Origin of the sequence: uncultured Metabacillus sp., assembly GCF_947503125.1 — a bacterium.
Taxonomy (GTDB): Bacteria; Bacillota; Bacilli; order Bacillales; family Bacillaceae; genus Metabacillus.
The window spans coordinates 22,932-46,860 of the sequence record NZ_CANNCR010000033.1; the positions used below are offsets into that span (position 1 = coordinate 22,932).

Genomic DNA, 23,929 nt, shown 5'->3' on the forward strand with positions numbered 1-23,929 from the left:
TTCACAATGGAATGATGATTTTAATCATCGTACCTTGACCAGGTGCACTTGTCAGGTTAAAGCATCCACCTAATTTCATGACCCGATCCCTCATACCTTTAAGACCCAAAGTTGGAATAGACGTTGTTTCATCATAATTAAACCCGTTCCCTTTATCTCTGACAATCATTTCCACTGTTTGCTTTGAACGTGTAATGGATAGATAAACCTGATTGGTTCCAGCATGTTTTTTACAATTATTTAATGCCTCCTGCCCAATTCGCCAAAGCTCCTCTTCGATATGGCATGGCAACGTACTAACACCAGAAATGTCCGACTCGATTCTTAATCTTAATACATTTGCATAATTTAATAGGGCTGCAGCAATTCCATTTTCCAATCCTTGCGGCCGCAGCTGCCAAATGAGCGCCTTCATTTCCGTTAATGCTTCCTGTGATAGCTCCTGTAAATAAGTAAGCATTTCTTGTATATCCGGCTGATTGGTCATTTCCTTCGTGCCTCTTGCTGTCAACATAATGGAAAACAACAGCTGATTGACAGAGTCATGCAGGTCTTGAGCAAGCCTGTTTCGTTCTTCGATTAAGGCATGTCTTCTTTCCTTTTCTACCAGCTGATTACGTTTTATGGCCGTACCAATTTGGAAGGCAACAGCCTCTAATAATGCGAGTTCTCCATCGGAAAAATGTGTTTTCTTTGGTGCAGCAACATTTAACAAGCCAAACTTTTCTTTGCCCGCCCTCAACGGAACGGTAGCATGATGTGTAATTCCCCTCGTCTCTCCCCATTTGTGTTCAATCACATCTTCAATTCGTTTGCATGAAATAATATTGGCAGCTGTTTTCAAACGCCCATCCTTATAACGATCAATACACCAGCAGCCGCCCGTACACAAAGGCTGTTTCCGGTTCCAAGTTAAGCCTTCCGGTAAAGAATAGTCTGCTGCTAATTCATATTCTCCCTGCTTGTTAATTAAGAAAATCCACCCTGCATCAAGCTCGATCAGATGAAGCAATTCCTTTAAAACATCACTTAACATATCCCTTACATCTGTTGCTTCGTTCAGCTTTTCAGCAATTGTTTTTAACGTATTTAATTCATGGATCCGATTATCACTCATGCAAGCCTCTCCCAGCCCCAATGTTTTCTAACTTTATTATAACAATTTCTTATCAATTGCGACCTTCTCAATCCGTATGAATTTCCCCTAAGACTTTTGGAGTAGGGTTAAAAGCAAATAAAAAGAAAAAGCGGACAAATAGGCTTGTCCGCTTTCTGCTTTTTATTTGCTCAATTCTGCAATCAAATCATTTACTTTTTCCATAACCTCGGCTTCTAATGCTGCAAGCTGCTGTTCACTTTGTTCGAGGGAATCACTCTTAACACCAAAGTAGAACTTTGCTTTCGGCTCTGTTCCTGATGGTCTTACACAGAACCAAGAGTTGTCTTCAAGTGTGTATTTTAACACGTTAGAACCTGGCAGATCGATCTTTTCAGTAGTGCCAGCTAAAACATTTTGACGCTCGCTTGTTTTATAATCTTCAATTGTTGTCACTTTTTTACCAGCTACTTTTAAAGGAGGATTTGTTCTAAAGGAATGAAGAATGCTTTGAATTTGTTCAGCTCCTTCTTTTCCTTTTAATGTTAATGACTGCAGTCCTTCCTTGTAATAGCCGTATTGTTTGAAAATTTCCAGCAACCCTTGATATAAGGTTAATCCTTGCTTTTTATAGAAAGCACATACTTCAACAGCTAACAGTGCTGCTTGTACCGCATCTTTATCACGTGCGAAATCTCCGATTAAATAGCCATAGCTTTCCTCATAGCCAAACTGGAATTCATACTGTCCAGTTCTTTCGTATTCATTGATTTTCTCACCAATAAATTTAAATCCTGTTAATGTATCAATTGTATCTAAGTTATACGATTTTGCGATCTCACGGCCAATTTCAGATGTCACAATCGTTTTTAACACAACCCCATTGCTTGGAAGAGTTCCATTTGCCTTTTTCTCAGAAAGCAAATAATGAAGCAGCAATGCACCCGTTTGGTTTCCTGTTAATACAACATACTGTCCCTCATTATTTTTTACGGCAACTCCAAGGCGGTCAGCATCAGGATCTGTTCCGATCAGAATATCTGCATCAATTGCTTCACCATCACGAATCGCAAGTGTGAAAGCTTCATGCTCTTCTGGATTAGGAGATTTAACTGTAGAGAAATTAGGATCTGGAAGCTCCTGTTCCTTTACAACTGTCACATTTTTATAGCCCAACGCTTCTAACCCGCGGCGTACAGGCTTATTTGCTGTTCCATGTAATGGCGTAAAGACGATTTTTACATCCACTTCAGTTGATAAAGAAGGGTTAACAGAAATCGTTTTTAATTTTTCTGTATAGGCTTGGTCAATTTCTTCGCCGATCATTTTGATTAGACCCTGTGCTTTTAATTCTGCCTCTTCTTTCACCTCAACAAGCAATTCGTCCTCTACTTTATTGACATAAGAAATCACCGTATCAGCTGCTGCTGGGGGCAATTGGCCTCCATCCTCACCATAAACCTTATAGCCATTATACTCAGGCGGATTATGACTTGCTGTTACGACAATTCCTGAAAATGCATTTAAATAACGAACAGCAAATGAAAGCTCTGGAGTAGGGCGTAATTCCTCAAATACATATGTTTGAATGCCGTGTGAAGCTAATGTCTTAGCCGCTTCCATTGCAAATTCCGGTGATTTGTGGCGAGAATCATATGCAATCGCTACACCGCGCTTTTTCGCTTCTTCACCAAATGAATCTATGTAAGTTGCCAATCCTTCAGATGCTTTTCGAACAGTATAGATATTCATTCGGTTTGTACCAGGTCCAATCTCACCGCGCATACCGCCTGTTCCAAATTCTAAGTCCTTGTAAAAGCAATCTTCTAATACTTTGGCATTTCCTTCGATCGTACTTAATAACGTTTGTAATTCTTGATCTAAATCCTGCTTATTTTTCCAACGTTGATAGCTTTGTTCCCAGCTCATCTTTACCTCCTGGATTCTTCATAGTATTCTCCCCGAAATAACATTCCTATTTTAGCATATTCTTGGACTTTCCACATACTTGAATTTCTACAAATTCCAACAGAATTGGTGGTGTTGTTTAGGAAGTTTAGGGGGGAAGTTATTTTAAAACAATGTTGGGAAGTAAGGCAAAGATTGATAAACAACATTCAACTTATTTTTTATTTTTCTAGTATAATAAAAAAAATCGACAAAAGCCGTCATTATATGGGCAAAGTATAAAAAGGGTCTGTCCCCGAGATGATTGAGGACAGACCCTTTCGCTTACTTGTTCTTTTTATAATGAATGGAATAGATATCATGTCTGCGGTCCTTTAATTGATTAACTGTACCGGATTGGCGCTGGCGTCTTAAGATCTCCAAGTCTACATCTCCGATGGCAACCATTTCAATATTCGGATTGCATTCAACAACAATGCCATCGCGGGCAAATTCAAAATCTGAAGGTGCGAAAACAGCAGATTGTGCATATTGAATATCCATATTTTCGGTTTGCGGCAGGTTGCCGACAGTTCCAGCGATCACTGTATAAATTTGATTTTCAACAGCACGAGCCTGCGCACAATACCGGACTCGTAAGTAGCCTTGGCGGTCTTCCGTACAGAACGGAGTGAAAATAATCTTCGCTCCCTTATCTGTTGCAATCCTTGCAAGCTCAGGAAATTCAATGTCATAGCAAATTTGGATGGCAATTTTCCCACAGTCAGTATTGAACACTTTTACTTGATCGCCTCTGCTAATCCCCCACCATTTACGTTCGTTTGGCGTAATATGAAGTTTATATTGCTTTTCAATTGTCCCGTCTCTTCTAAATAAATAGGCAATATTGTAGATTCGCCCTTCTTCCTCTACAACATGTGATCCGCCAATGATGTTGACGTTGTATCGTACTGCTAACTCGGTGAATAGCTCGATATATTCTTCCGTATACTCAGTCAGCCTTTGTATCGCCTTACTTGGTACTTTTTCATCAAGGAAGGACATGAGCTGTGTTGTAAAGATTTCTGGAAAAACAGCAAAATCGGAACCGGCATCTGAAGCGACATCTGTGTAATACTCTACTTGCTTCGCAAATTCCTCAAAAGAATTAATTTGCTTCATCATATATTGTACAACACAGATCCGAACGGGATGGGATGTTTTATAAAATCGTTTTGTATTTGCATGATAATCAACATTATTCCATTCCATAAGTGTTGCGTATTTATAAGAGGCTAAATCATCCGGCAAATAATTAGGATTAATTCGCATTAACGTAAACCCGTTTAATAATTGGAAAGAAAGAACTGGATCATAAATTTTATGTAAGGTTACTTGCTGGACATATTGTCTTGGTGTTAATTCGTCTGCATATTTATAATAATTAGGAATTCTTCCCCCAATAATAATACTTTTTAAATTCAGCCTTCTTGCAAGATCCTTTCTCGCTTCATATAAACGGTGACCGATTTTCATCCTGCGGTAGTTTGGATGGACCATCACTTCAATTCCGTACATATTATAGCCATCAGGATTATGGTTTGTAATATAGCCGTTATCTGTAATATCATCCCATGTATGGCGGTCATCGTATTCATCAAAGTTAATTAACAAGCTGGAACAGGAACCAATGATTTTCCCATCTAGTTCCGCACAAAACTGACCCTCTTGAAAATGTTCAAGATGGCTTTCTAAATGCTCTCGCTTCCACGGTGTCATTCCTGGAAAACATTTCGTTTGCAGCTTTAAAATTTCATCAATGTCACTTTCTTCAATATTGCGTATAACCATTTTCTTCTCAAATTTAGATAAATCTAGCTTTTCCGACATAATGGATACTCCTCCTGATCTAATTTCAGTATATTTTACCCTTTATTGCTTATCTAAAAACGAGATTAATTCCTTCAATTCCATATGTGCCATTGATTCTATGCTGTGATCTATTTCGCAAAATGTTAAATCCTTTGTGACAGTGTTTGGAACTGTAACACATTTCATCCCCGCTCGCTTTGCTGCTAAAGCGCCATTTGCCGAGTCTTCAAAAGCAATACACTCTTCAGGCATTACTCCGAGGCATTTGGCAGCTTCCAGATATAGTGCTGGATCAGGCTTTACGTTTTGGACATGGTCTGATGTACGGATACATTCAAACCGCTCTAATAGATTTAGCCTTTTTAAGTGTGATGACACCCACTCGTAATTAGAGCTCGATGCCAGGCCAACCTTGAGACCTAGAGTTTTTGCAGCATCTAAATAGTCCACGACACCAGGCCTTTCCTTTTCTTCGACGATCCTTTTCATAAATAGTTCCTTTTGGCGTTGTGACAATTCATTGTGATCAAGTGTTTTTTTCGCCTGCTCTTCAAGATATGTGTAAGGATTAAAATCAGACTTCGTACCGATCAATTCCCCCCAAAGACTTAAAGGCAATTCACAGTTATGCTCAGCAAAAATTTCACATAAAACTTCATATTCATGTGTTTCCGTATCTAAAATCAATCCATCAAAATCAAAAATTATCGCTTTTATCATATCGATCACCTCTACCTCATTATACAGAAATTAACATTACTTTTCATTTTTGAGGTGTAGGCCTAATTCAGGGAGCCTGCTATGAGACTTTTCTATGGTTCTCTTACTGGTTTTTGTCCTTTATAAGCCTTTTATGGGACTCTTCTTAGGTTCTCTTATTGAATTTTGTCCTTTAAATGAAAAAGAGGACTGACATCGTCAGCCCTCAAGGAGATTTCTGCTTAAGTTGTTTTGTTTGGTTCAGAAATGTTTGTTAAGGCTGCACCAGCAGCTTGGTCTGACAATTGGTTCGTTGCAAGGTCACCTAATGCAACGATACCAACTAGTTGATTGTTTTCGACAATTGGCAAGCGACGGATCTGATGCTGTGCCATAATCTTTGCTGCTTCAGCAGCAGACATTGATTTGTGTCCTGATACAAGGTTAGTGGACATAACCTGTGAAACAGGTGTATTACCATCAAGTCCTTGTGCAGTTGAACGAACCGTGATGTCACGGTCAGTTACAATTCCTTTAAGCTGACCATTATCAACCACCGGGATTGAGCCAACATTATCTCTACTCATTAATTCTGCTGCTTCTTTAATCGTTTGATTAGAAGAAATCGTGTCAACATTTGTTGTCATACATTCCTGAATTGTATTATTCAACATCATCATCTCCTTTCGTACATAGTTTGAACAGATTGCTGTACTTTATTTATAGAAAATTTTCTCGGGAATAGTAACGGATAATTCGTTTTCTTGTATAGACCGTTTCACTTCTGTTCACAATCTATCCATTTTACAGATCATACAGATTACGACTATAATTTAAGAAAACATTATCACTGTGAGGAGATGTCATGTCGAGTACTAAGGAAAAGCAGATTGAAAATTTATTATCCATCGGTTGGATTGCTTCATTTATTGCTACATTAGGCAGTCTCTATTTCTCAGAAATATTACAATATACACCATGTGATCTTTGCTGGTATCAGCGAATATTTATGTATCCTTTAGTCATTATATTAGGTGTTGGCGTATTTAAGAAGGATGCTTCAATTGCGCTTTATTCACTTATTCTGTCAGCCATTGGCGGCTGTATTTCCATTTACCATTACAGCATTCAGAAGATCGACTTTTTGGGGGAAAAATCGATTTCTTGCGGGATTGTCCCTTGTACAGGTGAATACATCAATTGGCTGGGATTTATTACGATCCCGTTTTTGGCACTTGTCGGATTTATCATTATTTTCTCCACAAGCTTACTAATTTTAAAAAAGGCAGGTCGTTAACTTGAAGAAAATACTTATATTTGGTGCAATCATAGTCATTTTATTTGGGGCACTGGCATTCATCAATACCTATCAAAATAAACAACAAGCAGAAGGAAATGTATATGGAAAAGATAATCTTAAGCCAGCAACTATTGATCAATTAGATGACCCGAATTATCAAAACATTATCCTTCCAGACGAGCTGGAAGCAAAACTGGAAAATAAAGAGGAAATCATTGTTTACTTCTTCAGTCCAGAATGTACACATTGTCAGGCAACAACCCCTGTTCTTATGCCTGTTGCAGACGAGGTTGGTGTTGAGATCGACCAATTTAATTTGTTAGAATTTGAGGACGGCTGGACCCAATATGGTATTGAGTCAACACCAACGCTTGTTCATTACAAGGATGGAAAAGAGGTTGCCCGCAGTGTAGGTTCAAATACGGAGGAATATTTCCGTAATTTGCTGACTGAATGGGAAGCTAAATAAACATGTAAAAAGAGGATGTTCTAAGGGTCAGACCCTTTTGAAACATCCTCCTTTTTTGTTAAATGATTAAGTTATTTGCCGGTTTTATAAACTGACTAAACTCCCCATCCTGACTTTCAGCTTCTTTGAATTGAGAAAAAGACAGCGGAAAAAAATAGCCATATTCATTTAAATTATGACTGTTTCGTTCAAACATTTCTTGATATTCTTTTTCATGCTTGCAATCGTCAATATGATCAAGCACCGCAATGACCGCTTGAAGGCTTGAAATAATATGAAAGGCATCCTTTAAAGTCCCATTATACATTTGATCAGATTCTTGCGGCTGTAATACCTTTTGTCCTTTTAGCAATTTAATTTCTTTGTCTGGAAAAAATCTCGGAAAAATCTCCGTATATAATTGTTCAACAAGTTCATCTATATGACGCTCTTGTTCCTCAGTTGACGCAACAACAACCTTCATTTCAATCACCCTTTTTATTCTTCCTATCAATTCTTCTTTATCTTGAACTACTGTAAGCATACCATAGTATATTCGGTCATTTTAGAGGTAAGTGTTACCGGAACTAGATTGTACATCCAATATTGGTTCTGTATACTTTTTTACAGATAAATGAAAACAGTTAAGGTTGGTGAAGTACTTGAAACGAGTGGGTGAATGGCTTGAAATCGACATTCCCGAAAACTGGGCAAATAACACCGTCTTCCATGTTCTAACTAATAAACTTGGCGCTTCAAAAGCCCTCGTTCAAAAATGGAATCAGATGAAAGCCATTAGAAAAAATGATCAGCAAGCAGATGTAAATCATAGGCTTCATATCAATGACAGCTTATCCTTACATTTATTTAAAACGGAGGATTATGGTGTAGTTCCAGAGCAGCTTCCTATTGAAGTCCTTTATGAGGATGACCATATGCTGATTGTGAATAAACAGGCAGGTATCGATACACACCCAAATGCTCCTGAACAAACAGGGACATTGGCAAATGGCATTGCCTATTACTATCAAATGAACGAACAACAACTCAAAGTAAGGCATATTCATCGACTTGATAAGGATACATCGGGAGCGATCATTTTTGCTAAGCATGACCTGGCCCATACATTATTGGATAAAGCTCTTGAGCAAAGAAAAATTAAACGGACCTATATTGCTATAGCTGAAGGCAAGCTTGCTCAAAGGAAAGGAACGATTGATAAGCCGATTGGAAAGGACCGTCACCATGCGACACGAAGAAGGGTATCACCTACTGGTCAGAGGGCGATAACCCATTTTCAAGTCAAACATTATATCCCTGATCAACAATTATCAATTGTTGAACTCAGGCTTGATACAGGAAGAACTCATCAAATTCGTGTGCATCTAAGCTCGATCGGCCATCCAATCATTGGTGATGTGCTATATGGGGCGAAAAAGCGAATCATGAACAGACAAGCACTACATGCTGCAAAGGTGACACTTATCCATCCCCTAACTGGAGAAGGGGTCGAGGTTGAAGCTGAATTTCCAAAGGATATGCTTCCCTTTCTTTAAAAAGGGCAATATTCACTAATTCGATGATTTATTTTTGAAGAAGAAGACTGATTGATCTACGAACTTTATTTGACAAACAAAGGCACCACATTTTCCGAGAATTATTTCCTATGGTTTACGGACTATGTGGTGCTTTTTGCCTGAATTTCTGATTTAATAAAATATTTACAGTACATCAACATGAAGTTAATAATTTATTGATAGTTTGTACATAGGCAGGATTTTCTCGGTACTTTAACATCAATATTTATAATTGGAGGTTTCATATGTTACAAAACATAGGTATACCAGGACTGATCTTAATTTTAGTTATTGCATTAATTATTTTTGGCCCTTCAAAGCTACCGGAAATTGGACGTGCTTTCGGATCAACCTTAAAAGAGTTTAAAAAGGCAACAAATGATTTAGTAAATGGTGACAAAAAGGATTCAGATAACGAGGAAGATGATAAAAAGCTTCATGCGGTTGAAAGTGCAAAAACGAAAACTGGAAGCTAACATAAGTTGATGTAGGCAGGAATAATCCATAACTTGCTTACATCTTTTTTCTCTTATGATGAATTCGAATCTTTCTTTTTTACGGAAAGGAGCAATGGAATGGACTTAACAGAAAAGAACGTGATTGAACACTTGAGTGAGCTGCGGAAAAGGATCATTATTACCTTGAGTTTTTTCCTCCTCTCCCTCCTTGCCTCCTTTATCTTCGTAAAGGACATTCATGATTTTTTAGTAAAAGACCTTCATGATAAATTAGCCATTTTGGGGCCAGGAGATATTCTTTGGATTTATATGGCGATCGCAGGTTTTAGCGCGATTACCTTAACGATTCCTGTTGCAGCTTTGCAAATATGGCTTTTTGTCAAGCCTGGGTTAAAAAAGGAGGAGCAAAGGGTTACGTTAGCATTTATTCCTGGAATTTTTATTTTATTTCTTTCAGGGATTACCTTTGGTTATTTTGTATTATTTCCCATCGTCCTGTCGTTCCTGCAAAGCCTTGCTGGAGATCAATTTGAAACCTTTTTTACAGTCGATAAATATTTTCGTTTTATGATTAATCTTACTTTACCTTTCGGATTTTTATTTGAAATGCCCGCGGTTGTCATGTTCTTAACAAGACTAGGTATTATTAATCCGCAGAGGCTAGCAAAAACCAGAAAGGTCTCTTATTTTGTTTTAATCATCATTTCTGTTTTTATTACACCTCCTGATTTTATATCAGATATTTTAGTGATTATCCCTTTATTGCTGCTCTACGAGTTCAGCATTACCTTATCAAAAATTGTGTACCGTAAGAAGATTTCTCTCGAACAAACCATGCTGCAATCAAATGAAAAAACAGCCTGAGCTTTCTCACTTCTTCAGGCTGTTTACTATTAAACACTCTTTTTCTTGGCATAGATAATATAACGTTGCGGAGCATTGCCAACATAGCTGAACGGATAGCAGGTTGTTAAAAGAAGCTCCTCTGTTTCATTTTGTAAGGTGATAATGCTAACATCATCTGCTTCGACAATTTTTGTTTTCGTGATTTCATATTCAAAGCTGCCATATGGCAAACCAATTTCGAGCGAATCACCGATTTTAAGCTCTCCAGCTCTGCGAAATACAGTATCCCGATGTCCTGATAGAACAATTTGTCCATTTTCACCCGGATAATAACTGCCTTTATAGTGGCCTACACCTTTTTCGAGATCATCAGGATCTGTTCCCTCCACAATCGGCAAATGCGCATTTAGCCTTGGTATATGTAAGATCCCAACCGCTTCCCCTACCGGCGGTTTAAATGCCCCATTCTTATCCTTAAACACTTCTTTAGCAGGTGGAGATTCAACCATTGCTTGAGCTTCCTCTAATGATTTTGACGTTTGCTTTTTGGTATCAACCATTTCCCAACCAGCATATGCCACAATACAAAGGCCAACAACAATTAATAAATAGGATAGCTTCTTCATCTACCTTCCACTCTTTCTTCTATTAATAAGTTCATTATATCACAGAGAAGATGTCCTTTATTAAAAGAGCAGAGTAAATAGGGGGTTCAATTGTTAAATTTTTGTAAATGCCGATCATTCCGATAACTAACTGTGAAACTAATTTATAAAATTTCCGTTATCCCTTTAATTTCCTTTAACATTTTTTCTCTCGTTTCTTTATCAACATGGGGCACGGAAAATAAGAATTTATGTGTGATCACATTGATTCCGCAATAATCAAAAATCCCAACATCCATTGATGTTTCCATGGATGAAACAAGCTGGCTGGGCTTCATAAACTCTTCTGTTTGGCTGGTCGTTTGCAATATGATGGCTCGTTTCCCTTTAAGAAGACCGTCAATCTCCCCTTTTCCAAATCTAAATGCAAATCCATTTGTAAACACACGGTCAATATACCCTTTCAGAATTGCTGGCATGCCGCACCACCAGGTAGGAAAAATAAAGACGAGGTTTTCCGCCCAGGTTATCTCATTTTGTTCTTCCAAAATGTCTTTAGGAAGCTTAGTTTGATAAAACTCTGTATGATTATCCTCTGTTAATAGTGGATCAAATTTCAGCTTATAGAGATCCCGTATTTTAACCTCAAAATTTCTCTTGGTTAAATGTTCTTTTACCTCACTGCAAATAGCATGATTAAAGCTATCCTCATTAGGATGTGCCAATATGATGAGCGTTTTCATACAAGCCTCCAAACGTTATTTTTTTCTAGTATGGATCTTTTCGTGGCCTGTATTCATAAAAAAGCTTTACAAATAATGATTGTTAAACAGGAACATGGCATAAAAGCCTGGGGTGAGGTCATATTGCCGGTTATCTGCCTGCATGCTCATTCTGCCTTATCCAGTATGAGCTTGTCCAATTCCGATTGTATATGGATCATGTTTCAAGATCTTCAATTGGCAATAAAATCTTCACTTTTGTACCAATATTCACCTGACTTTTAAACTCGATGGTTCCTTTATGATTTTGAATCATTTTATAGCTGATCATTAAGCCTAAACCGCTGCCTTTTTCCTTATTGGAGTAAAAGGGTTCCCCGAGAGTATCCAGCCTTTCCTCGGCTATCCCAATGCCCTCATCTTCAATGAGAATATAGACAAATTGATTCTTTTCTTTGCCGAGCTCAATTGAAACGGTTCCGCCATTTGGCATCGCCTCAATCGCATTGTCTATTATATTTCTCAATACTAATTTAATCTGACTTTCATCACAAAGAATGGATACAGAAGAATCAGCGACTTTTAATGAAAACTGAATATTTAACAAGCTTACCTGATCCTTTATGTCAGACAAAACCTCCTGAAGAAGTGTATACATATTCTTTTGCTCTCGCTTTATTTCATGATGCGGATTCGCAAGCAGCAAAATTTCAGTGATAAAATTTTCAATTTGCTTCAGTTCTGAAAATAAAAGATCCTGAAAAGGAAACTGAGTGTCATTAATTAACTGCATAAAGCCTTTAATACTTGTTAGCGGGTTTCTTATTTCATGAGCGATACTTGCTGCTAATTGCCCTACCGCTGCCAGCTTATCTGCTTTTCTAAGGAGATCTTCCTTCATTTTTGCTTCCGTTATATCCTCGGCAACCCCTGCGATTTGATTGATTGATCCGTCCTTATTTATGATTGGTACGACGCGATGACGTATCCAACGCATTGACCCATTTGCATGAAACATGCGGGATTCAAAATCTACTCTTTCCTTACGATTATTAAAACTTTTCAGGGTGAAATCAAGATCATCCGGGTGAATAGCGTTTAGCCATAGTAAAGGATTTTCGCTATACTCCTCAAAGGTCCTCCCTGAAAAATCATGCCATGTCGAACTCAGGTATAAAAGCTTCTCTTCATTTAAATCATACATCCAAAAGGCTTCTTTAATATTGTTCACAATTTGTTGAAAGCGATCTTGACTTTCCTTCAGCTTTTTTTCTGATTGGATTCGCTCAACTTCATTTCCAATCCATTGGGCCATTAATTGCAAAAACTCTAAGTCTGTATAACTTATTTTATAAGCAGCCTGTTTATCAGATAAAAAGCAAAACGTTCCATAGAATTGATGATTGACAAAGATTGGTGCTCCGATATACTCATTGATTTTGAAACCATTAATATTATATGGAGTTTGTTTAAGATGAATCGGCTCTAAAGCTTCAGCCACTTTGGATGAACAGGTTTCTTCCAATGGAAGTTGATCTCCTGATTTCAGAAAGCCTGTCTCAGTTTTGGCCTCCAAAACCTTATACTTTCCATCATTGATCCGGGAAACAATCCCGTGGGGCATCTGAAACCGTTCACAACCTAATTCCAAAAGATTTTTTAACTTTTCCTGAAAACCCAGTTCAAGATTACTAGTTACTTCATGCAGAATCCTGATTGACCGTTCACTAATGGTTTTCTCCATTAAGTCTGCCTTTAAATCAATTTCTGCTTTGACCCAATTGCTTAAATCGATTAATGTTTTTAAATCTTCATCACTGAACGAACGGGGCTTTGTATCGATAATACATAAAGTCCCTAATACATTATTATTTTTTGTTATAATCGGCGCACCTGCGTAAAAACGGATATTGTATTCTTTTACAAGTCGATTATGAACAAATCTCTCATCCATTAATGAATCCTGAACAACCATTGGGTTCTCATCAACCACTACATAATGGCAAAAAGCAGCACTTCTTTCAGTTGAACGCGAATCCTTTATGTTCTCAGGTAAACCAACGAATGATTTAAACCACTGTTTATCCTCTGTTATTAACGTAATGAGAGAGATTGGAACGTTAAAAAGCTTGCTTGCCAATTTTGTAATCCGGTCAAAAGATTTTTCTTCAGGAGTATCAATGAGATTAAGATGATATAGCTCTGTTAATCTCCTCTGTTCTTTTTCTAAAAAAGAGGAGCTATTTTCATTATACATACCCTCTAGCTTAAAAATAGAAATCACTCCAAACATTTAATCACATGTACCCTATCCGAAAATTCTATGTTAAAAAAATACAGCATCCCTTTAGGGTTTATTGGCCAATGAGATTTATAAAAATTACCTTACTTTCAAACTATATTTATCCTACCATATTTAAAAGTAAATACTTGAGGTACTATTGTACTAGTGAGAGAAAAAACAAAAACTGGAACCTATTATTGTCCCAGCCCCTATTGTACAAAATGTTTTAAGTTCCTATATGAGATAAAAGACCTTTAAAAAACAACAAAAAGGCTGCCAGAAAGTCAGTTTTCACTAACTCCCTGGACAGCCTTCACACAAATTATTGTCCTAATTCAGCTAATACTTCTTCAATTTTTGCAAGCTCAGATTGTAAACCGCCGCCGCTTAAGTACCAAAGTGGACCATCTAAGTATACGATACGATTGTTTTTATAAGCTGTCGTTTGCTTAATAATGTCGTTTTCCATGTCTGCTTCAATGTTAGATTTGTTACCATTTGTTGCCGCTGTGCGGTCAATTACGAATAATACTTGTGGATCAAATTCTAAAATTGCTTCGAATCCGAAGTTTGAACCGTGTGAAGAAGCTTCAATATCTTCTGTTACAGGTTTGAAGCCATATAGATCATAAATGTAACCGAATCGAGAATTTGGTGCGAATCCTGATAAGTTCCCTTCGTTGTACATCGAAACTAATGACGTTTCATAGTTACCAGCTAAAGCTTTAATTTCTTCAAAAGCTGCATCAAATTTAGCTAGGTATTCATCAGCTTCGGCTTCTTTACCAAACATTTTAGCTGCGGTATCTACAGAAGCTAAGAATGTATTCCAGTAATCGTCTTGTGAAGTACCAACGAATACGACTGGAGCGATTTCTTTTAATTCTTCATAGAAGGCAGATTGACGACCAGAGATGAAGATAACGTCTGGTTCAAGTGCTGCGATATCTTCAAGTAATGGGGTTTTTAAATTACCAATGTTTGCATACTCATCACTTTCATATTTTTCAAGGTGAGCCGGTAAGCTTGAGTCTTTAGCAACCCCTACGATCCCTTCAACTCCAAGAGCATCTAATGTATCTAACATACCATAATCAAATACAACGATTTTTTCCGGCATCTTTTCGAATGTAACATCCTCAAAACTAATTGTACCTGCTTCTTCACTTTCGGTTGAACCAATTGTTGGAGATACAGTCATTGGATAAACAGGACCTTCTCCTTCTTTAGCTTCTTCTGTTCCTGCTGCTTGATTTTCAGCTGCAATCGTTTCATTTTGTTCTTCTGTTGAAGCTTCTTCATTAGAACCACATGCAGCAAGCATTAACAACATAGCTACTAGTACAATGGCTAAATTCCATTTTTTCATTTGCCTTACTCTCCTCTTATCTATTTGTTTTTATCATTAATGATTATCATTATCATTGATAACGATTGTCATTATAAGATCATTTAATCATTAGCGTCAAAACATTTAAAAAAATATATTAGACAATTTCGAATAACAATACCTAGAGAAAAACATTATACTTGATAGATATTTTCTCTAGGCTGGTCTTTACTGCTGGCTCACATATGTGAATTGAAGTATACACAAATACGGCATCCATTTTGTTCTTGAATTGGAATATCCATATCGTAAATATCCCGCAGTGCATCCGAATTAATAATCTCATTTGTTAATCCGTTTTTAACAAGCTTACCGTTTTTTAATGCAACAATGCGGTCTGAATAAACAGATGCAAAATTAATATCGTGCAGGACAATGATCACTGTTTTCCCAAGTTCATCTACAAGCTTACGCAAAATCTTCATGATTTGAACAGAGTGCTTCATATCCAGGTTATTTAAAGGCTCGTCAAGCAATACATAGTCCGTATCTTGCGCAATAACCATCGCAATAAACGCACGTTGTTTTTGCCCGCCCGATAATTCATCTAAAAACTTATCTTGCATCTCTGTCAAGTTCATATATTCAATTGCTTGATCAACAAATTTTTCATCCTCAGCTGTAAGACGACCTTTTGAATACGGATAGCGCCCAAATGCAACAAGCTCACGTACCGATAATCGAACATTAATAAAGTTTGCTTGCTTCAAAATCGAAACTCGCTTGGCAAACTCAGACGACTTCCACTTTTTCACATTATTTTGATCAAGTAATACTTCCCCTGTATCTGCTTCTAATAATCGGCTCACCATGGAAAGAAGTGTCGATTTACCGGCACCATTTGGTCCGATAAACGATGTAATCGTCCCCGGCTCAATTGTGACAGATACGTCTTCTACAACAGGTTTCTTACCAAATCGCTTCGTTAATCCCTTGATTTCAATCATCCTGCTGCCCTACTTTCCTTTAATAATAAGTAAATGAAGTAAATACCACCGATGAAGTTAATAATGACACTTAGCGTTGTCCGTAATTCAAAAATATGTTCAACAAGGAACTGACCACCGACTAATGCAATAATACTAATCAAACTTGCACCTAAAATTAAAATAGAGTGCTTATACGTAACTAAATATTGATAAGAAAGATTCGCCACGATTAAGCCAAAAAACGTAATCGGGCCGACAAGTGCTGTGGATGTCGCAATTAAGACGGACGATAAAATTAAAATATTCATTACCATACGGTCATAGTTAATACCTAGGTTAATCGCATTTTCACGACCAAGTGACATAACATCCAGCTTATCCATAATCGAATAACCGTAAATAAAGGCAATGATTAATATAGCGATTGAAATATATAATAAATCAGCCTTTACATTTGCAAAGCTCCCGAATAAACGAGATTGCAGACTTAAATATTCCACCGGATCGATCAGTACTTGCAAAAATGTCACAAGACTTCCTAAAAGCGCACCTAAAATCATTCCTATTAAAAGGAGTAAATAAATAGGATGCTTATCTGCTCGGAATAAGAAACGATATAATAGGATAGCAAATAAGACCATGGCAAAAATCGCTGCACCGAAATTTAAATATTTATTTAATACCCAAATCGACATTGACCCAGCAAAGAAATAAATTAATGTTTGTACGACTTCGTACATCGAGTCAATGCCCATTACAGAAGGTGTTAAAATACGGTTATGTGTAATTGTCTGGAACACGACTGTTGCATACGCAATCGCAACCCCTGTTACAACCATTGCCGTCACACGAATCATACGTCGTGGGAAGGCATAATCAAAGCCGCCTTTTATATCATAAAACCCGTATAACAAAATACAAATAATGGCTATTACAGCTAATAATATCAACTTCGTACTATTTCGCATATGCTCTCCCCCTAAATAACATAATTAAGAAGATCGCACTGCCGATTACTGCTACAGTTACATTAACTGGAATCTCATAAGGATGAATAACAATTCGGCCAATAATGTCACATATTAATAGAAAGACAACCCCTAATACTGCCGTATGAGGAATTGTTTTCCGTAAATTATCACCTAAATAAAGAGAGACAATATTCGGTACGATTAAACCTAAAAACGGAATAACCCCGACTGTTAGTACAACTGTTGTCGAAATAATCGCAACAAGGATAAGACCTATATTTAACACAAGCTTATAGCTTAAGCCTAAGTTTTTCGCGAAATCTTCGCCCATACCTGCAACAGTAAATTTATTTGCATAAAGATACGCTAAAATAACAGCGGGAATACTTACATATAACAATTCATAACGACCCGCAATAATTAAGGTGAAACTCCCCATTAACCAAGAAGAAATGTTTTGAATAAGATCTTCTTCATATGCAAAAAACGTTGTAATCGATGATAATATATTTCCGTACATAATCCCGATTAACGGGACGAAAATGACATCTTTAAATTTAATACGATCGAGAATTTGCATAAAAATTAAGGTACCAGCTAAAGCAAATCCGAAGCAAAAAATAATTTCTTGCATATATGTTGTATTTGTAAAAAACAGCATGGAAATTAAAATTCCTAGTTTTGCTGCATCTAACGTACCGGCTGTTGTTGGCGATACAAATTTATTTCGACTTAAAGACTGCATAATTAAACCCGCTATACTCATTCCTGCTCCCGCCAAAATAATCGCCAATAAACGAGGCACTCGACTGATCAAGAAAAGCTGCGTCTTATCCGAATTCCAATCGAGCAAGTCACTTATCTTGATATCAATCGCACCTATAAAAAGCGAAATACATGACAGGATGATCGTCGCAATCACTAACATCCATAATCTCATATGTAATCCTCATTACGTATTTATTCTCAGCATGACAATTGGAAAACGATTATCATTCCAAGTGCTGACTTTCTTTAACTATCTTTGATAATCATTATCATTGGACTCAAAAAAAAATGAGCTTGTTTTGCTTCAAGTTCGTTTTCAATGAGATTGATTATCAACTACATTATTTAATGTATCACAAAAAATATTTAGTGGAAAGTACTATTTTCGAAATATTTTTATTAAATAAATCAAGTTCACAAAATTTCCAAATATTTATTTACGCAGGTTCCATTTCCGATTAATAATGAGACGGCATAACAAATCCCCCCAATGTAAACAGACTTTTATCTGTCCACTTCGGAGGGATCCATCCTATCATATACGTATCCTCTAGAGTTTTCTAATCATTTCCCTAATCGTTTCTGAGATATCCATATCTTTTTCACGACAATATTGGCTAAGCTTTGCGTATGCCTCATCATCCAGTCGTACATGGATTGAATGATTAAACTTGTCTGAATCAAGCTTTTTCGGCCTGCCTCTCGCTATTTTTCTTCTGCCAATTTCATCCTTCCACACGTTGATAATGACATAGCCATGCTTTTCAATCCAATGGTCACAATCATTTTCTTTCCACATTTTATTTGCTCTTTCTTTAAATTCATTTTTAAATGTGGTCAGCTCTTCACCTTCCAAACCTTTCATGACTGCCTTTTCCATCGCCTTATGCTCAATAAATTGCTGGAATTGAGCATACGATTTAAATGTAAGTTCCTTCATTTTCCCTCTCCTGAAATAAGAAAAGCGCAAGGCGCTAAGCATTCGGCGACAAGCATAAGGCGAATAGGAATAGAAGGTGTTCTTTACCTTCAATTCCTATTTGACTAGACCCTAGAGCCGATGGCGCCTGGAGCTAGACACTAAAACTAAGTTCAATTTTTATACTTATCTTTTAATAAAATGATAACCTTCATTGGGAGTTATTTCAATGCTTGCGGGCAATGTGTAGGAGCTAATTGGAGATTTTCATAAATAGTCTGTAAGTTTATCTTGTAGTCGGTTAACAAAATGGGTATTATTACTTAGGTAATATGTATGGTTCACTAGTTAATTCCCTTATTCAAATAAAATAAAGTAGAAGTGATAGGTGAAATATGGAAGGCTTTATTCGTTTTCTGTCCGAATTTGTCTTTTGGTATCCTTTAATGATGTCTTTGCTTTGGATAGCTGGTTCCAGTCTATTCTTTAAATATCGTGAGAAAGAAAAAGTTATTGACTTTGAACATATTGAATGGCCATTGATTAGCATTTTGGTCCCTTGCTTTAACGAGGAAGAAACAATTGAAGAAACGATCAAGAATTTAACTGGAATCTATTATCCGAAGAAGGAAATTATCGTTGTAAATGATGGAAGTACAGATGATACATTTAAAATCCTTCAGGAGCTAGCTAAACAATATCAAGATCTAAAAGTTATAGATTGCCAAGAAAATAGAGGGAAAGCAAATGCTTTAATTATTGCCAGTCATGCATCGAATGCTGAGTATCTTGTATGTGTAGACTCTGATGCTTTATTGGACCCATATGCAGCACATTACCTAGTTTACCATTTTCTTCATAAAGGAGAAAGATTAGGAGCAGTAACAGGTAACCCTAGGATCCGTAATCGGGATACACTGATCAGCCGTTTACAGATCGTCGAATACGCATCAATTATAGGAGCAATCAAAAGAACCCAAAGAATACTGGGTAAAATCATGACTGTTTCAGGAGTAGTTGTTGCTTTTCGAAAAAAAGCACTTATTGATGTTGGCCTTTGGGATAGAGATATGATCACTGAAGATATTTCCATTTCTCGGAAATTGCAACAGCGCTTTTGGGATATTCGCTATGAACCTCGTGCATTGTGCTGGATGCTTGTTCCCGAAACCATAAAAGGCATTTGGAAACAAAGAATCAGATGGGCTCAAGGTGGACAAGAGGTGATGATGAGATATTGGCGGATTCTATTAAACTGGAAACAAAGGAGAATTTGGCCTGTTTATTTAGAACAATGGGCGAGTTTAATATGGTCTTTTTCATGGGTTTTCGTCACTCTTTATTATTTATTATCAGCATCATCCATACAGCAGTTTTTTATCTGGATTACTTTTTCATCCTTTTCCCTTGTTTTTATGAGTCTTATCCAGCTTTGGGTATCAATAAGAACAGATTCAAAGTATGACAATATTTTAATGTATTATTTATGGGCTGCGTGGTATCCTGCAATTTACTGGTTATTGAACACGGTTATAGTGATGTTTGCTCTTCCAAAAGCAATTAAATCCAGATTAAATGGAGGTTATGCTACATGGGTAAGCCCAGACAGAGGGAACAGAAAAGTGGGTTAATCGTTCATACAAAAATGAATTGCTTAAGAGAACTAGTAATCTCGATTTTTTTTTTAGTTGTTTGGGCTTATTGTGCACTTGTTGTTATCTTTTTCATTACTGCTATATTTGATTATCATGATCCTTACAGCAGTCTTATAAAAATGTCCTTTAAAATGACTAATAGCGACATCCGTGCCTTTCTTTTTATTATCCTATTCATTTGGGCTATCTTTTATTTAATGCTTTGGGGCTGGAAAATTTACAACAAAAAAAGATTTGGATCTTTAAATAGAAGAACCTATCCAGCAAATGCTACAAAAGAAGATCTTCTAAGTCTTCAGTTCATGAGCGAAAAAGATTATGACTCATTACAGCAATCAAATGTTATTATATTTGAGAAAAATCCAATAAAAGAAATATAATAGGTGCATTTTTATGAAGAAAAAAATTATTGGTGCCAGTATTGTTTTAATTGTTGCTTTTGGATGTATTTTTTTCTTCTTTCATAATATGAATGATTCTAAATCAACCATGTTTTTTCCAGAAGAACTTGATTAGTTGTCCTTACCCAATAAGGACAACTAACTCTGAAATAGGATAAAATATGAGGATGCCAACGCATTCGTAGGAACTTTTGAGAGCTGAGCTTGTATTGATGTGACTATCTATATTAGTCGTTTCTCTTTCTATCAAGGAATCTACATGAATTTCGTCCCCAATCTTGCCCTTATGGTCTGCGAAAAATAAAAAAAGCTGACGAAAATAATTAACCTCAACATATTGTGAAGTCATTCTTTTAGTCAGCCATTGCTTCACTATTATTGTTTTAAAATCTCATCAATCATAGCTAATTCTTCTTCTGAAAACGAAAGATTATTAAGTGCAGCAACATTTTCTTCGATTTGACTTACCTTGCTTGCGCCAATTAAAGCAGAGGTTAACCGTCCTTCTCGAAGCACCCAAGCCAATGCCATTTGTGCAAGGTTTTGGCCGCGTTCTACCGCAAGCTCATTTAGCTGTCTCAAGCGGCTAACTACTTGCTCTGTAACCCTGTCCCTATTTAAGAACGTATTCGCTTTTGCCGCTCTCGAGTCAGCTGGGATGCCGGAAATATATTTATTCGTTAGCAGACCTTGCTCTAAAGGACAAAATGCAATCGAACCAACACCATTTTCTGCTAATACATTTTGAAGCCCGTCTTCAATCCAGCGATTGAACATGGAATAACTTGGTTGATGAATGAGTAATGGTGTACCTAGATCGTTTAAGATTTTCACCGCTTCTGCTGTTTGCACTGCATCATAGCTTGAAATCCCAACATATAATGCTTTCCCTTGTTTAACAATCTGAGCTAAAGCACCCATTGTTTCCTCTAAAGGTGTGTTTGGATCAGGACGGTGGGAATAAAAAATATCAACATAATCGAGCCCCATCCGTTTTAAGCTTTGATCAAGGCTGGCAATCAAGTATTTTTTTGATCCCCAGTCACCATATGGGCCATCCCACATATGGTAGCCCGCTTTTGTCGAAATGATCATTTCATCTCGATAAGCAGCAAAATCTGTTTTCAACATCCTTCCAAACATTTCTTCCGCACTTCCTGGCGGCGGTCCGTAGTTATTCGCGAGATCAAAATGGGTAATTCCTAAATCAAATGCTCTATGCAATATTGCACGGCCATTTTCAAACGGATCTACTCCACCAAAATTATGCCATAACCCAAGTGAAATGGCTGGTAATAACAAACCTGAGTTCCCAACACGGTTATATTTCATCGTCTCATAACGCTCTTTACTCGCTATATATCCCATATGTATCCCCTTTCAAAATTACTTTCTCCTCCATTCTACCTCAATTTCTTCTCTATTTGTGTTCAAAATGAATGAAGTCAGCTTTTTTTAAAAGCTGGCTTCATTCAAGTACTTCTTCCTCAGTCTTTTCCATTACCGATGCACGTAATTGCATAATTCGCTTATCATTCATTTTCTCAACTTTAAACACGATATTTTCCAATTCAACTTCAGGCTTTTCATCCTCATTCGGAATATAGCCAAGCTGCCCAATGACAAAGCCGCTTAATGTATCAAAATCCTCTGTTGGAAAATGAATGTTTAAAAGATCTTCAACAACATAAAGATTGGTCATCCCAGGTATGAGATATGTGTTTTCATCAAGCTCAATTATTTCTTCTTCATCGATCCCACGATCATCGTATTCATCAAAGATATTTCCCACGATTTCTTCAATCACGTCTTCAATTGTTACGAGCCCATCTGTACCTCCATATTCGTCAATGGCAATTGCCATATGAATATTATTCATCTGCATTTCTTTAAACAATTCATCAATTCGCTTTGACTCTAAAACAAAATAGGGTTCTCTTAGTAGTTCCTTTAGTTTAAATGCTTGTTCATGGCAATTTTCAATAAACTGAATTAAATCTTTAACATGTAAAATCCCGACAATATGATCGATTTTTTCTTCATAAACCGGGAATCTTGTGTATTTCTCAACATTCACTAACCGAACGGTTTCAATTAACGTATAGTCTAGAGGGATCCCGACAATGTTTGTCCGATGTGTCATAATATCCGAAACTGTTTTGTTATCCAATTCAAAAATATTATTAATCATGATTTTTTCTGTTTCTTGAATCGTTCCTCTTTCTTTTCCAACATCGACCATCATGCGGATTTCCTCTTCCGTGACATTTTCTTCATCCGCATTTGGGTCTACTCCAAATAAACGAACGATGAAATTCGTCGATAATGTCAACAATTTAACAAATGGAGATGATATTTTCGATAAAAGGGTAAGCGGGGTGGCAGCAAATGATGAGATCGCTTCAGCTTTTTGCAACGCAAGCCGTTTTGGTACAAGCTCACCTAAAACTAACGTGAAATAGGAAAGAACGAGTGTAATGACAATCACCGAGATTGTCCCTAGCAATTCCTCAGAAATTGGCACACCCCATTCATATAGCAAGCTGGCTAATTGCCCTGCAAAGCTTTCAGCCGCAAATGCACTCGCCAAAAATCCTGCAAGCGTAATCCCAATTTGAATCGTTGCCAAAAAGCTGCTCGGTTCAGACAAAAGGTTATTCAACATTTTCGCCTTCTTATCCCCGCCTTCAGCTAATATCTTGATCTTGTTATCATTTAATGAAATCAAAGCGATTTCAGAAGCAGCAAAAAATGCATTTACTATAATAAGGACGATTAGGATCATGATTTCCAATGCCAATAAAACCAACCCCCGGTGTTAATAAATCATTTCAATACAAATCCAAAGTATAATATTTTATCATGCCCTAAATTGTTGATTTTTTTAAGGAAGATATTTCTGAATGTTGAAAAGCGAATTCTCCCTTTTAAAAAAACACTGAAAAGTTCCGTTGAAAGCTCCTAAAGGACAAACTCTGGTTAATCCCAGCTTATCAGTAAAACTAATAACAAATTACTTTAAAACATAAGAAAAACCGGGCAAAAACCGCCCGGTCCTTTTTTGTCTAGCGAATATCCGATAGCTTGTACTCTATTCCATGA

At 36.9% G+C, this 23,929-nt stretch carries 24 protein-coding genes; 8 read left to right on the forward strand and 16 right to left on the reverse strand.

Going from position 1 to position 23,929, the window contains the following annotated elements; genetic code table 11:
• Window position 1: 1 nt before the first annotated feature.
• The 5 genes from Q1B07_RS18000 to Q1B07_RS18020 all read right to left on the reverse strand — a co-directional run bounded on the left by Q1B07_RS18000 (window position 2) and on the right by Q1B07_RS18020 (window position 6,228).
• Complete coding sequence (locus Q1B07_RS18000) at window positions 2-1,117, reverse strand: GAF domain-containing sensor histidine kinase (protein ID WP_299092757.1); 1,116 nt, start codon at window positions 1,115-1,117, stop codon at window positions 2-4.
• A 162-nt stretch (window positions 1,118-1,279) separates the two neighbouring features.
• Complete coding sequence (locus Q1B07_RS18005) at window positions 1,280-3,025, reverse strand: phospho-sugar mutase (protein WP_299092758.1); 1,746 nt, start codon at window positions 3,023-3,025, stop codon at window positions 1,280-1,282.
• Between the two features lie 303 nt (window positions 3,026-3,328).
• Complete coding sequence (locus tag Q1B07_RS18010; RefSeq protein WP_299092760.1) at window positions 3,329-4,873, reverse strand: bifunctional GNAT family N-acetyltransferase/carbon-nitrogen hydrolase family protein; 1,545 nt, start codon at window positions 4,871-4,873, stop codon at window positions 3,329-3,331.
• Between the two features lie 42 nt (window positions 4,874-4,915).
• The gene (locus Q1B07_RS18015) at window positions 4,916-5,575 is read right to left on the reverse strand and encodes an HAD family hydrolase (RefSeq protein WP_299092762.1); all 660 of its coding nucleotides are present in this window, start codon (window positions 5,573-5,575) and stop codon (window positions 4,916-4,918) included.
• A gap of 221 nt (window positions 5,576-5,796) precedes the next feature.
• Complete coding sequence (locus Q1B07_RS18020) at window positions 5,797-6,228, reverse strand: CBS domain-containing protein (RefSeq protein ID WP_299092764.1); 432 nt, start codon at window positions 6,226-6,228, stop codon at window positions 5,797-5,799.
• Window positions 6,229-6,419: 191 nt separating this feature from the next.
• Between Q1B07_RS18020 and Q1B07_RS18025 the strand changes: the two genes are divergently transcribed.
• Window positions 6,420-6,851 carry a disulfide oxidoreductase gene (locus Q1B07_RS18025; RefSeq protein WP_299092765.1) on the forward strand — a complete coding sequence of 144 codons (432 nt, stop codon included), beginning with the start codon at window positions 6,420-6,422 and terminating at the stop codon, window positions 6,849-6,851.
• 1 nt (window position 6,852) lies between these two features.
• Window positions 6,853-7,323 carry a thioredoxin family protein gene (locus Q1B07_RS18030; RefSeq protein ID WP_299092766.1) on the forward strand — a complete coding sequence of 157 codons (471 nt, stop codon included), beginning with the start codon at window positions 6,853-6,855 and terminating at the stop codon, window positions 7,321-7,323.
• Window positions 7,324-7,381: 58 nt separating this feature from the next.
• Here Q1B07_RS18030 and Q1B07_RS18035 read toward each other — a convergent pair whose 3' ends face one another.
• Complete coding sequence (locus tag Q1B07_RS18035) at window positions 7,382-7,786, reverse strand: DUF5365 family protein (protein WP_299092793.1); 405 nt, start codon at window positions 7,784-7,786, stop codon at window positions 7,382-7,384.
• Between the two features lie 178 nt (window positions 7,787-7,964).
• Between Q1B07_RS18035 and Q1B07_RS18040 the strand changes: the two genes are divergently transcribed.
• The 3 genes from Q1B07_RS18040 (at window position 7,965) to tatC (ending at window position 10,201) form a co-directional block, all read left to right on the forward strand.
• Window positions 7,965-8,858, forward strand: coding sequence for an RluA family pseudouridine synthase (locus Q1B07_RS18040; RefSeq protein WP_299092767.1), 894 nt, complete (start codon window positions 7,965-7,967; stop codon window positions 8,856-8,858).
• Window positions 8,859-9,124: 266 nt separating this feature from the next.
• Window positions 9,125-9,355 carry a twin-arginine translocase TatA/TatE family subunit gene (gene tatA, locus Q1B07_RS18045; protein ID WP_299092769.1) on the forward strand — a complete coding sequence of 77 codons (231 nt, stop codon included), beginning with the start codon at window positions 9,125-9,127 and terminating at the stop codon, window positions 9,353-9,355.
• A 99-nt stretch (window positions 9,356-9,454) separates the two neighbouring features.
• On the forward strand, window positions 9,455-10,201 hold the full coding sequence (gene tatC / locus Q1B07_RS18050; RefSeq protein WP_299092770.1) for a twin-arginine translocase subunit TatC: 747 nt from the start codon (window positions 9,455-9,457) through the stop codon (window positions 10,199-10,201).
• 29 nt (window positions 10,202-10,230) lie between these two features.
• Here tatC and Q1B07_RS18055 read toward each other — a convergent pair whose 3' ends face one another.
• From Q1B07_RS18055 to Q1B07_RS18090, 8 genes are all read right to left on the reverse strand, one after another.
• The gene (locus Q1B07_RS18055; RefSeq protein ID WP_299092772.1) at window positions 10,231-10,809 is read right to left on the reverse strand and encodes a class D sortase; all 579 of its coding nucleotides are present in this window, start codon (window positions 10,807-10,809) and stop codon (window positions 10,231-10,233) included.
• Between the two features lie 143 nt (window positions 10,810-10,952).
• A complete protein-coding gene (locus tag Q1B07_RS18060; RefSeq protein WP_299092774.1) occupies window positions 10,953-11,531 on the reverse strand; it encodes an NAD(P)H-dependent oxidoreductase in 579 nt (192 codons plus the stop codon).
• 196 nt (window positions 11,532-11,727) lie between these two features.
• A complete protein-coding gene (locus Q1B07_RS18065; RefSeq protein ID WP_299092775.1) occupies window positions 11,728-13,803 on the reverse strand; it encodes a GAF domain-containing protein in 2,076 nt (691 codons plus the stop codon).
• 313 nt (window positions 13,804-14,116) lie between these two features.
• On the reverse strand, window positions 14,117-15,163 hold the full coding sequence (locus tag Q1B07_RS18070) for a siderophore ABC transporter substrate-binding protein (protein ID WP_299092776.1): 1,047 nt from the start codon (window positions 15,161-15,163) through the stop codon (window positions 14,117-14,119).
• Between the two features lie 200 nt (window positions 15,164-15,363).
• Complete coding sequence (locus Q1B07_RS18075; RefSeq protein ID WP_299092777.1) at window positions 15,364-16,131, reverse strand: ABC transporter ATP-binding protein; 768 nt, start codon at window positions 16,129-16,131, stop codon at window positions 15,364-15,366.
• Window positions 16,128-17,081 (reverse strand): iron chelate uptake ABC transporter family permease subunit, encoded by a 954-nt coding sequence (locus Q1B07_RS18080; RefSeq protein WP_299092778.1) that lies wholly within the window; start codon window positions 17,079-17,081, stop codon window positions 16,128-16,130. Before Q1B07_RS18080 ends, Q1B07_RS18075 begins: the two co-directional genes overlap by 4 nt.
• Window positions 17,071-18,024: an ABC transporter permease gene (locus Q1B07_RS18085; protein WP_299092781.1), complete on the reverse strand. Its 954-nt coding sequence runs from the start codon at window positions 18,022-18,024 to the stop codon at window positions 17,071-17,073. Before Q1B07_RS18085 ends, Q1B07_RS18080 begins: the two co-directional genes overlap by 11 nt.
• Before the next feature lie 378 nt (window positions 18,025-18,402).
• Window positions 18,403-18,792 carry a ribbon-helix-helix protein, CopG family gene (locus Q1B07_RS18090; RefSeq protein WP_299092782.1) on the reverse strand — a complete coding sequence of 130 codons (390 nt, stop codon included), beginning with the start codon at window positions 18,790-18,792 and terminating at the stop codon, window positions 18,403-18,405.
• Between the two features lie 374 nt (window positions 18,793-19,166).
• On the opposite strand from Q1B07_RS18090, the gene pgaC reads away from it, so the two are divergent.
• The 3 genes from pgaC to Q1B07_RS18105 are packed head-to-tail and all read left to right on the forward strand — an operon-like array spanning window position 19,167 to window position 20,942.
• Window positions 19,167-20,402, forward strand: a complete 1,236-nt coding sequence (gene pgaC, locus Q1B07_RS18095) for a poly-beta-1,6-N-acetyl-D-glucosamine synthase (protein WP_299092784.1) — start codon at window positions 19,167-19,169, stop codon at window positions 20,400-20,402.
• Entirely contained in the window at window positions 20,363-20,806 is a 444-nt protein-coding gene (locus Q1B07_RS18100) for a poly-beta-1,6-N-acetyl-D-glucosamine biosynthesis protein PgaD (protein ID WP_299092786.1), read from the forward strand. Before pgaC ends, Q1B07_RS18100 begins: the two co-directional genes overlap by 40 nt.
• 13 nt (window positions 20,807-20,819) lie before the next feature.
• Window positions 20,820-20,942, forward strand: a complete 123-nt coding sequence (locus Q1B07_RS18105) for a hypothetical protein (RefSeq protein ID WP_299092787.1) — start codon at window positions 20,820-20,822, stop codon at window positions 20,940-20,942.
• Window positions 20,943-21,202: 260 nt separating this feature from the next.
• Here the strand turns inward: Q1B07_RS18105 and mgrA are convergent, their stop codons facing one another.
• Window positions 21,203-22,195 carry an L-glyceraldehyde 3-phosphate reductase gene (mgrA, locus tag Q1B07_RS18110; RefSeq protein ID WP_299092788.1) on the reverse strand — a complete coding sequence of 331 codons (993 nt, stop codon included), beginning with the start codon at window positions 22,193-22,195 and terminating at the stop codon, window positions 21,203-21,205.
• 100 nt (window positions 22,196-22,295) lie between these two features.
• Window positions 22,296-23,627, reverse strand: a complete 1,332-nt coding sequence (locus tag Q1B07_RS18115; RefSeq protein WP_299092790.1) for a hemolysin family protein — start codon at window positions 23,625-23,627, stop codon at window positions 22,296-22,298.
• Window positions 23,628-23,929 lie beyond the last annotated feature (302 nt).

Coding starts and splice junctions, on each gene's coding strand:
- Q1B07_RS18075 (WP_299092777.1), bottom strand. CDS start 16,131: ATGATTGAAATCAAGGGATTAACGAAGCGATTTGGTAAGAAACCTGTT.
- Q1B07_RS18060 (WP_299092774.1), bottom strand. CDS start 11,531: ATGAAAACGCTCATCATATTGGCACATCCTAATGAGGATAGCTTTAAT.
- Q1B07_RS18020 (WP_299092764.1), bottom strand. CDS start 6,228: ATGTTGAATAATACAATTCAGGAATGTATGACAACAAATGTTGACACG.
- Q1B07_RS18090 (WP_299092782.1), bottom strand. CDS start 18,792: ATGAAGGAACTTACATTTAAATCGTATGCTCAATTCCAGCAATTTATT.
- Q1B07_RS18055 (WP_299092772.1), bottom strand. CDS start 10,809: ATGAAGAAGCTATCCTATTTATTAATTGTTGTTGGCCTTTGTATTGTG.
- Q1B07_RS18015 (WP_299092762.1), bottom strand. CDS start 5,575: ATGATAAAAGCGATAATTTTTGATTTTGATGGATTGATTTTAGATACG.
- tatC (WP_299092770.1), top strand. CDS start 9,455: ATGGACTTAACAGAAAAGAACGTGATTGAACACTTGAGTGAGCTGCGG.
- mgrA (WP_299092788.1), bottom strand. CDS start 22,195: ATGGGATATATAGCGAGTAAAGAGCGTTATGAGACGATGAAATATAAC.
- Q1B07_RS18010 (WP_299092760.1), bottom strand. CDS start 4,873: ATGTCGGAAAAGCTAGATTTATCTAAATTTGAGAAGAAAATGGTTATA.
- Q1B07_RS18085 (WP_299092781.1), bottom strand. CDS start 18,024: ATGAGATTATGGATGTTAGTGATTGCGACGATCATCCTGTCATGTATT.
- Q1B07_RS18025 (WP_299092765.1), top strand. CDS start 6,420: ATGTCGAGTACTAAGGAAAAGCAGATTGAAAATTTATTATCCATCGGT.
- Q1B07_RS18080 (WP_299092778.1), bottom strand. CDS start 17,081: ATGCGAAATAGTACGAAGTTGATATTATTAGCTGTAATAGCCATTATT.
- Q1B07_RS18065 (WP_299092775.1), bottom strand. CDS start 13,803: ATGTTTGGAGTGATTTCTATTTTTAAGCTAGAGGGTATGTATAATGAA.
- Q1B07_RS18000 (WP_299092757.1), bottom strand. CDS start 1,117: ATGAGTGATAATCGGATCCATGAATTAAATACGTTAAAAACAATTGCT.
- pgaC (WP_299092784.1), top strand. CDS start 19,167: ATGGAAGGCTTTATTCGTTTTCTGTCCGAATTTGTCTTTTGGTATCCT.
- Q1B07_RS18070 (WP_299092776.1), bottom strand. CDS start 15,163: ATGAAAAAATGGAATTTAGCCATTGTACTAGTAGCTATGTTGTTAATG.
- Q1B07_RS18035 (WP_299092793.1), bottom strand. CDS start 7,786: ATGAAGGTTGTTGTTGCGTCAACTGAGGAACAAGAGCGTCATATAGAT.
- tatA (WP_299092769.1), top strand. CDS start 9,125: ATGTTACAAAACATAGGTATACCAGGACTGATCTTAATTTTAGTTATT.
- Q1B07_RS18105 (WP_299092787.1), top strand. CDS start 20,820: ATGAAGAAAAAAATTATTGGTGCCAGTATTGTTTTAATTGTTGCTTTT.
- Q1B07_RS18100 (WP_299092786.1), top strand. CDS start 20,363: ATGGGTAAGCCCAGACAGAGGGAACAGAAAAGTGGGTTAATCGTTCAT.
- Q1B07_RS18005 (WP_299092758.1), bottom strand. CDS start 3,025: ATGAGCTGGGAACAAAGCTATCAACGTTGGAAAAATAAGCAGGATTTA.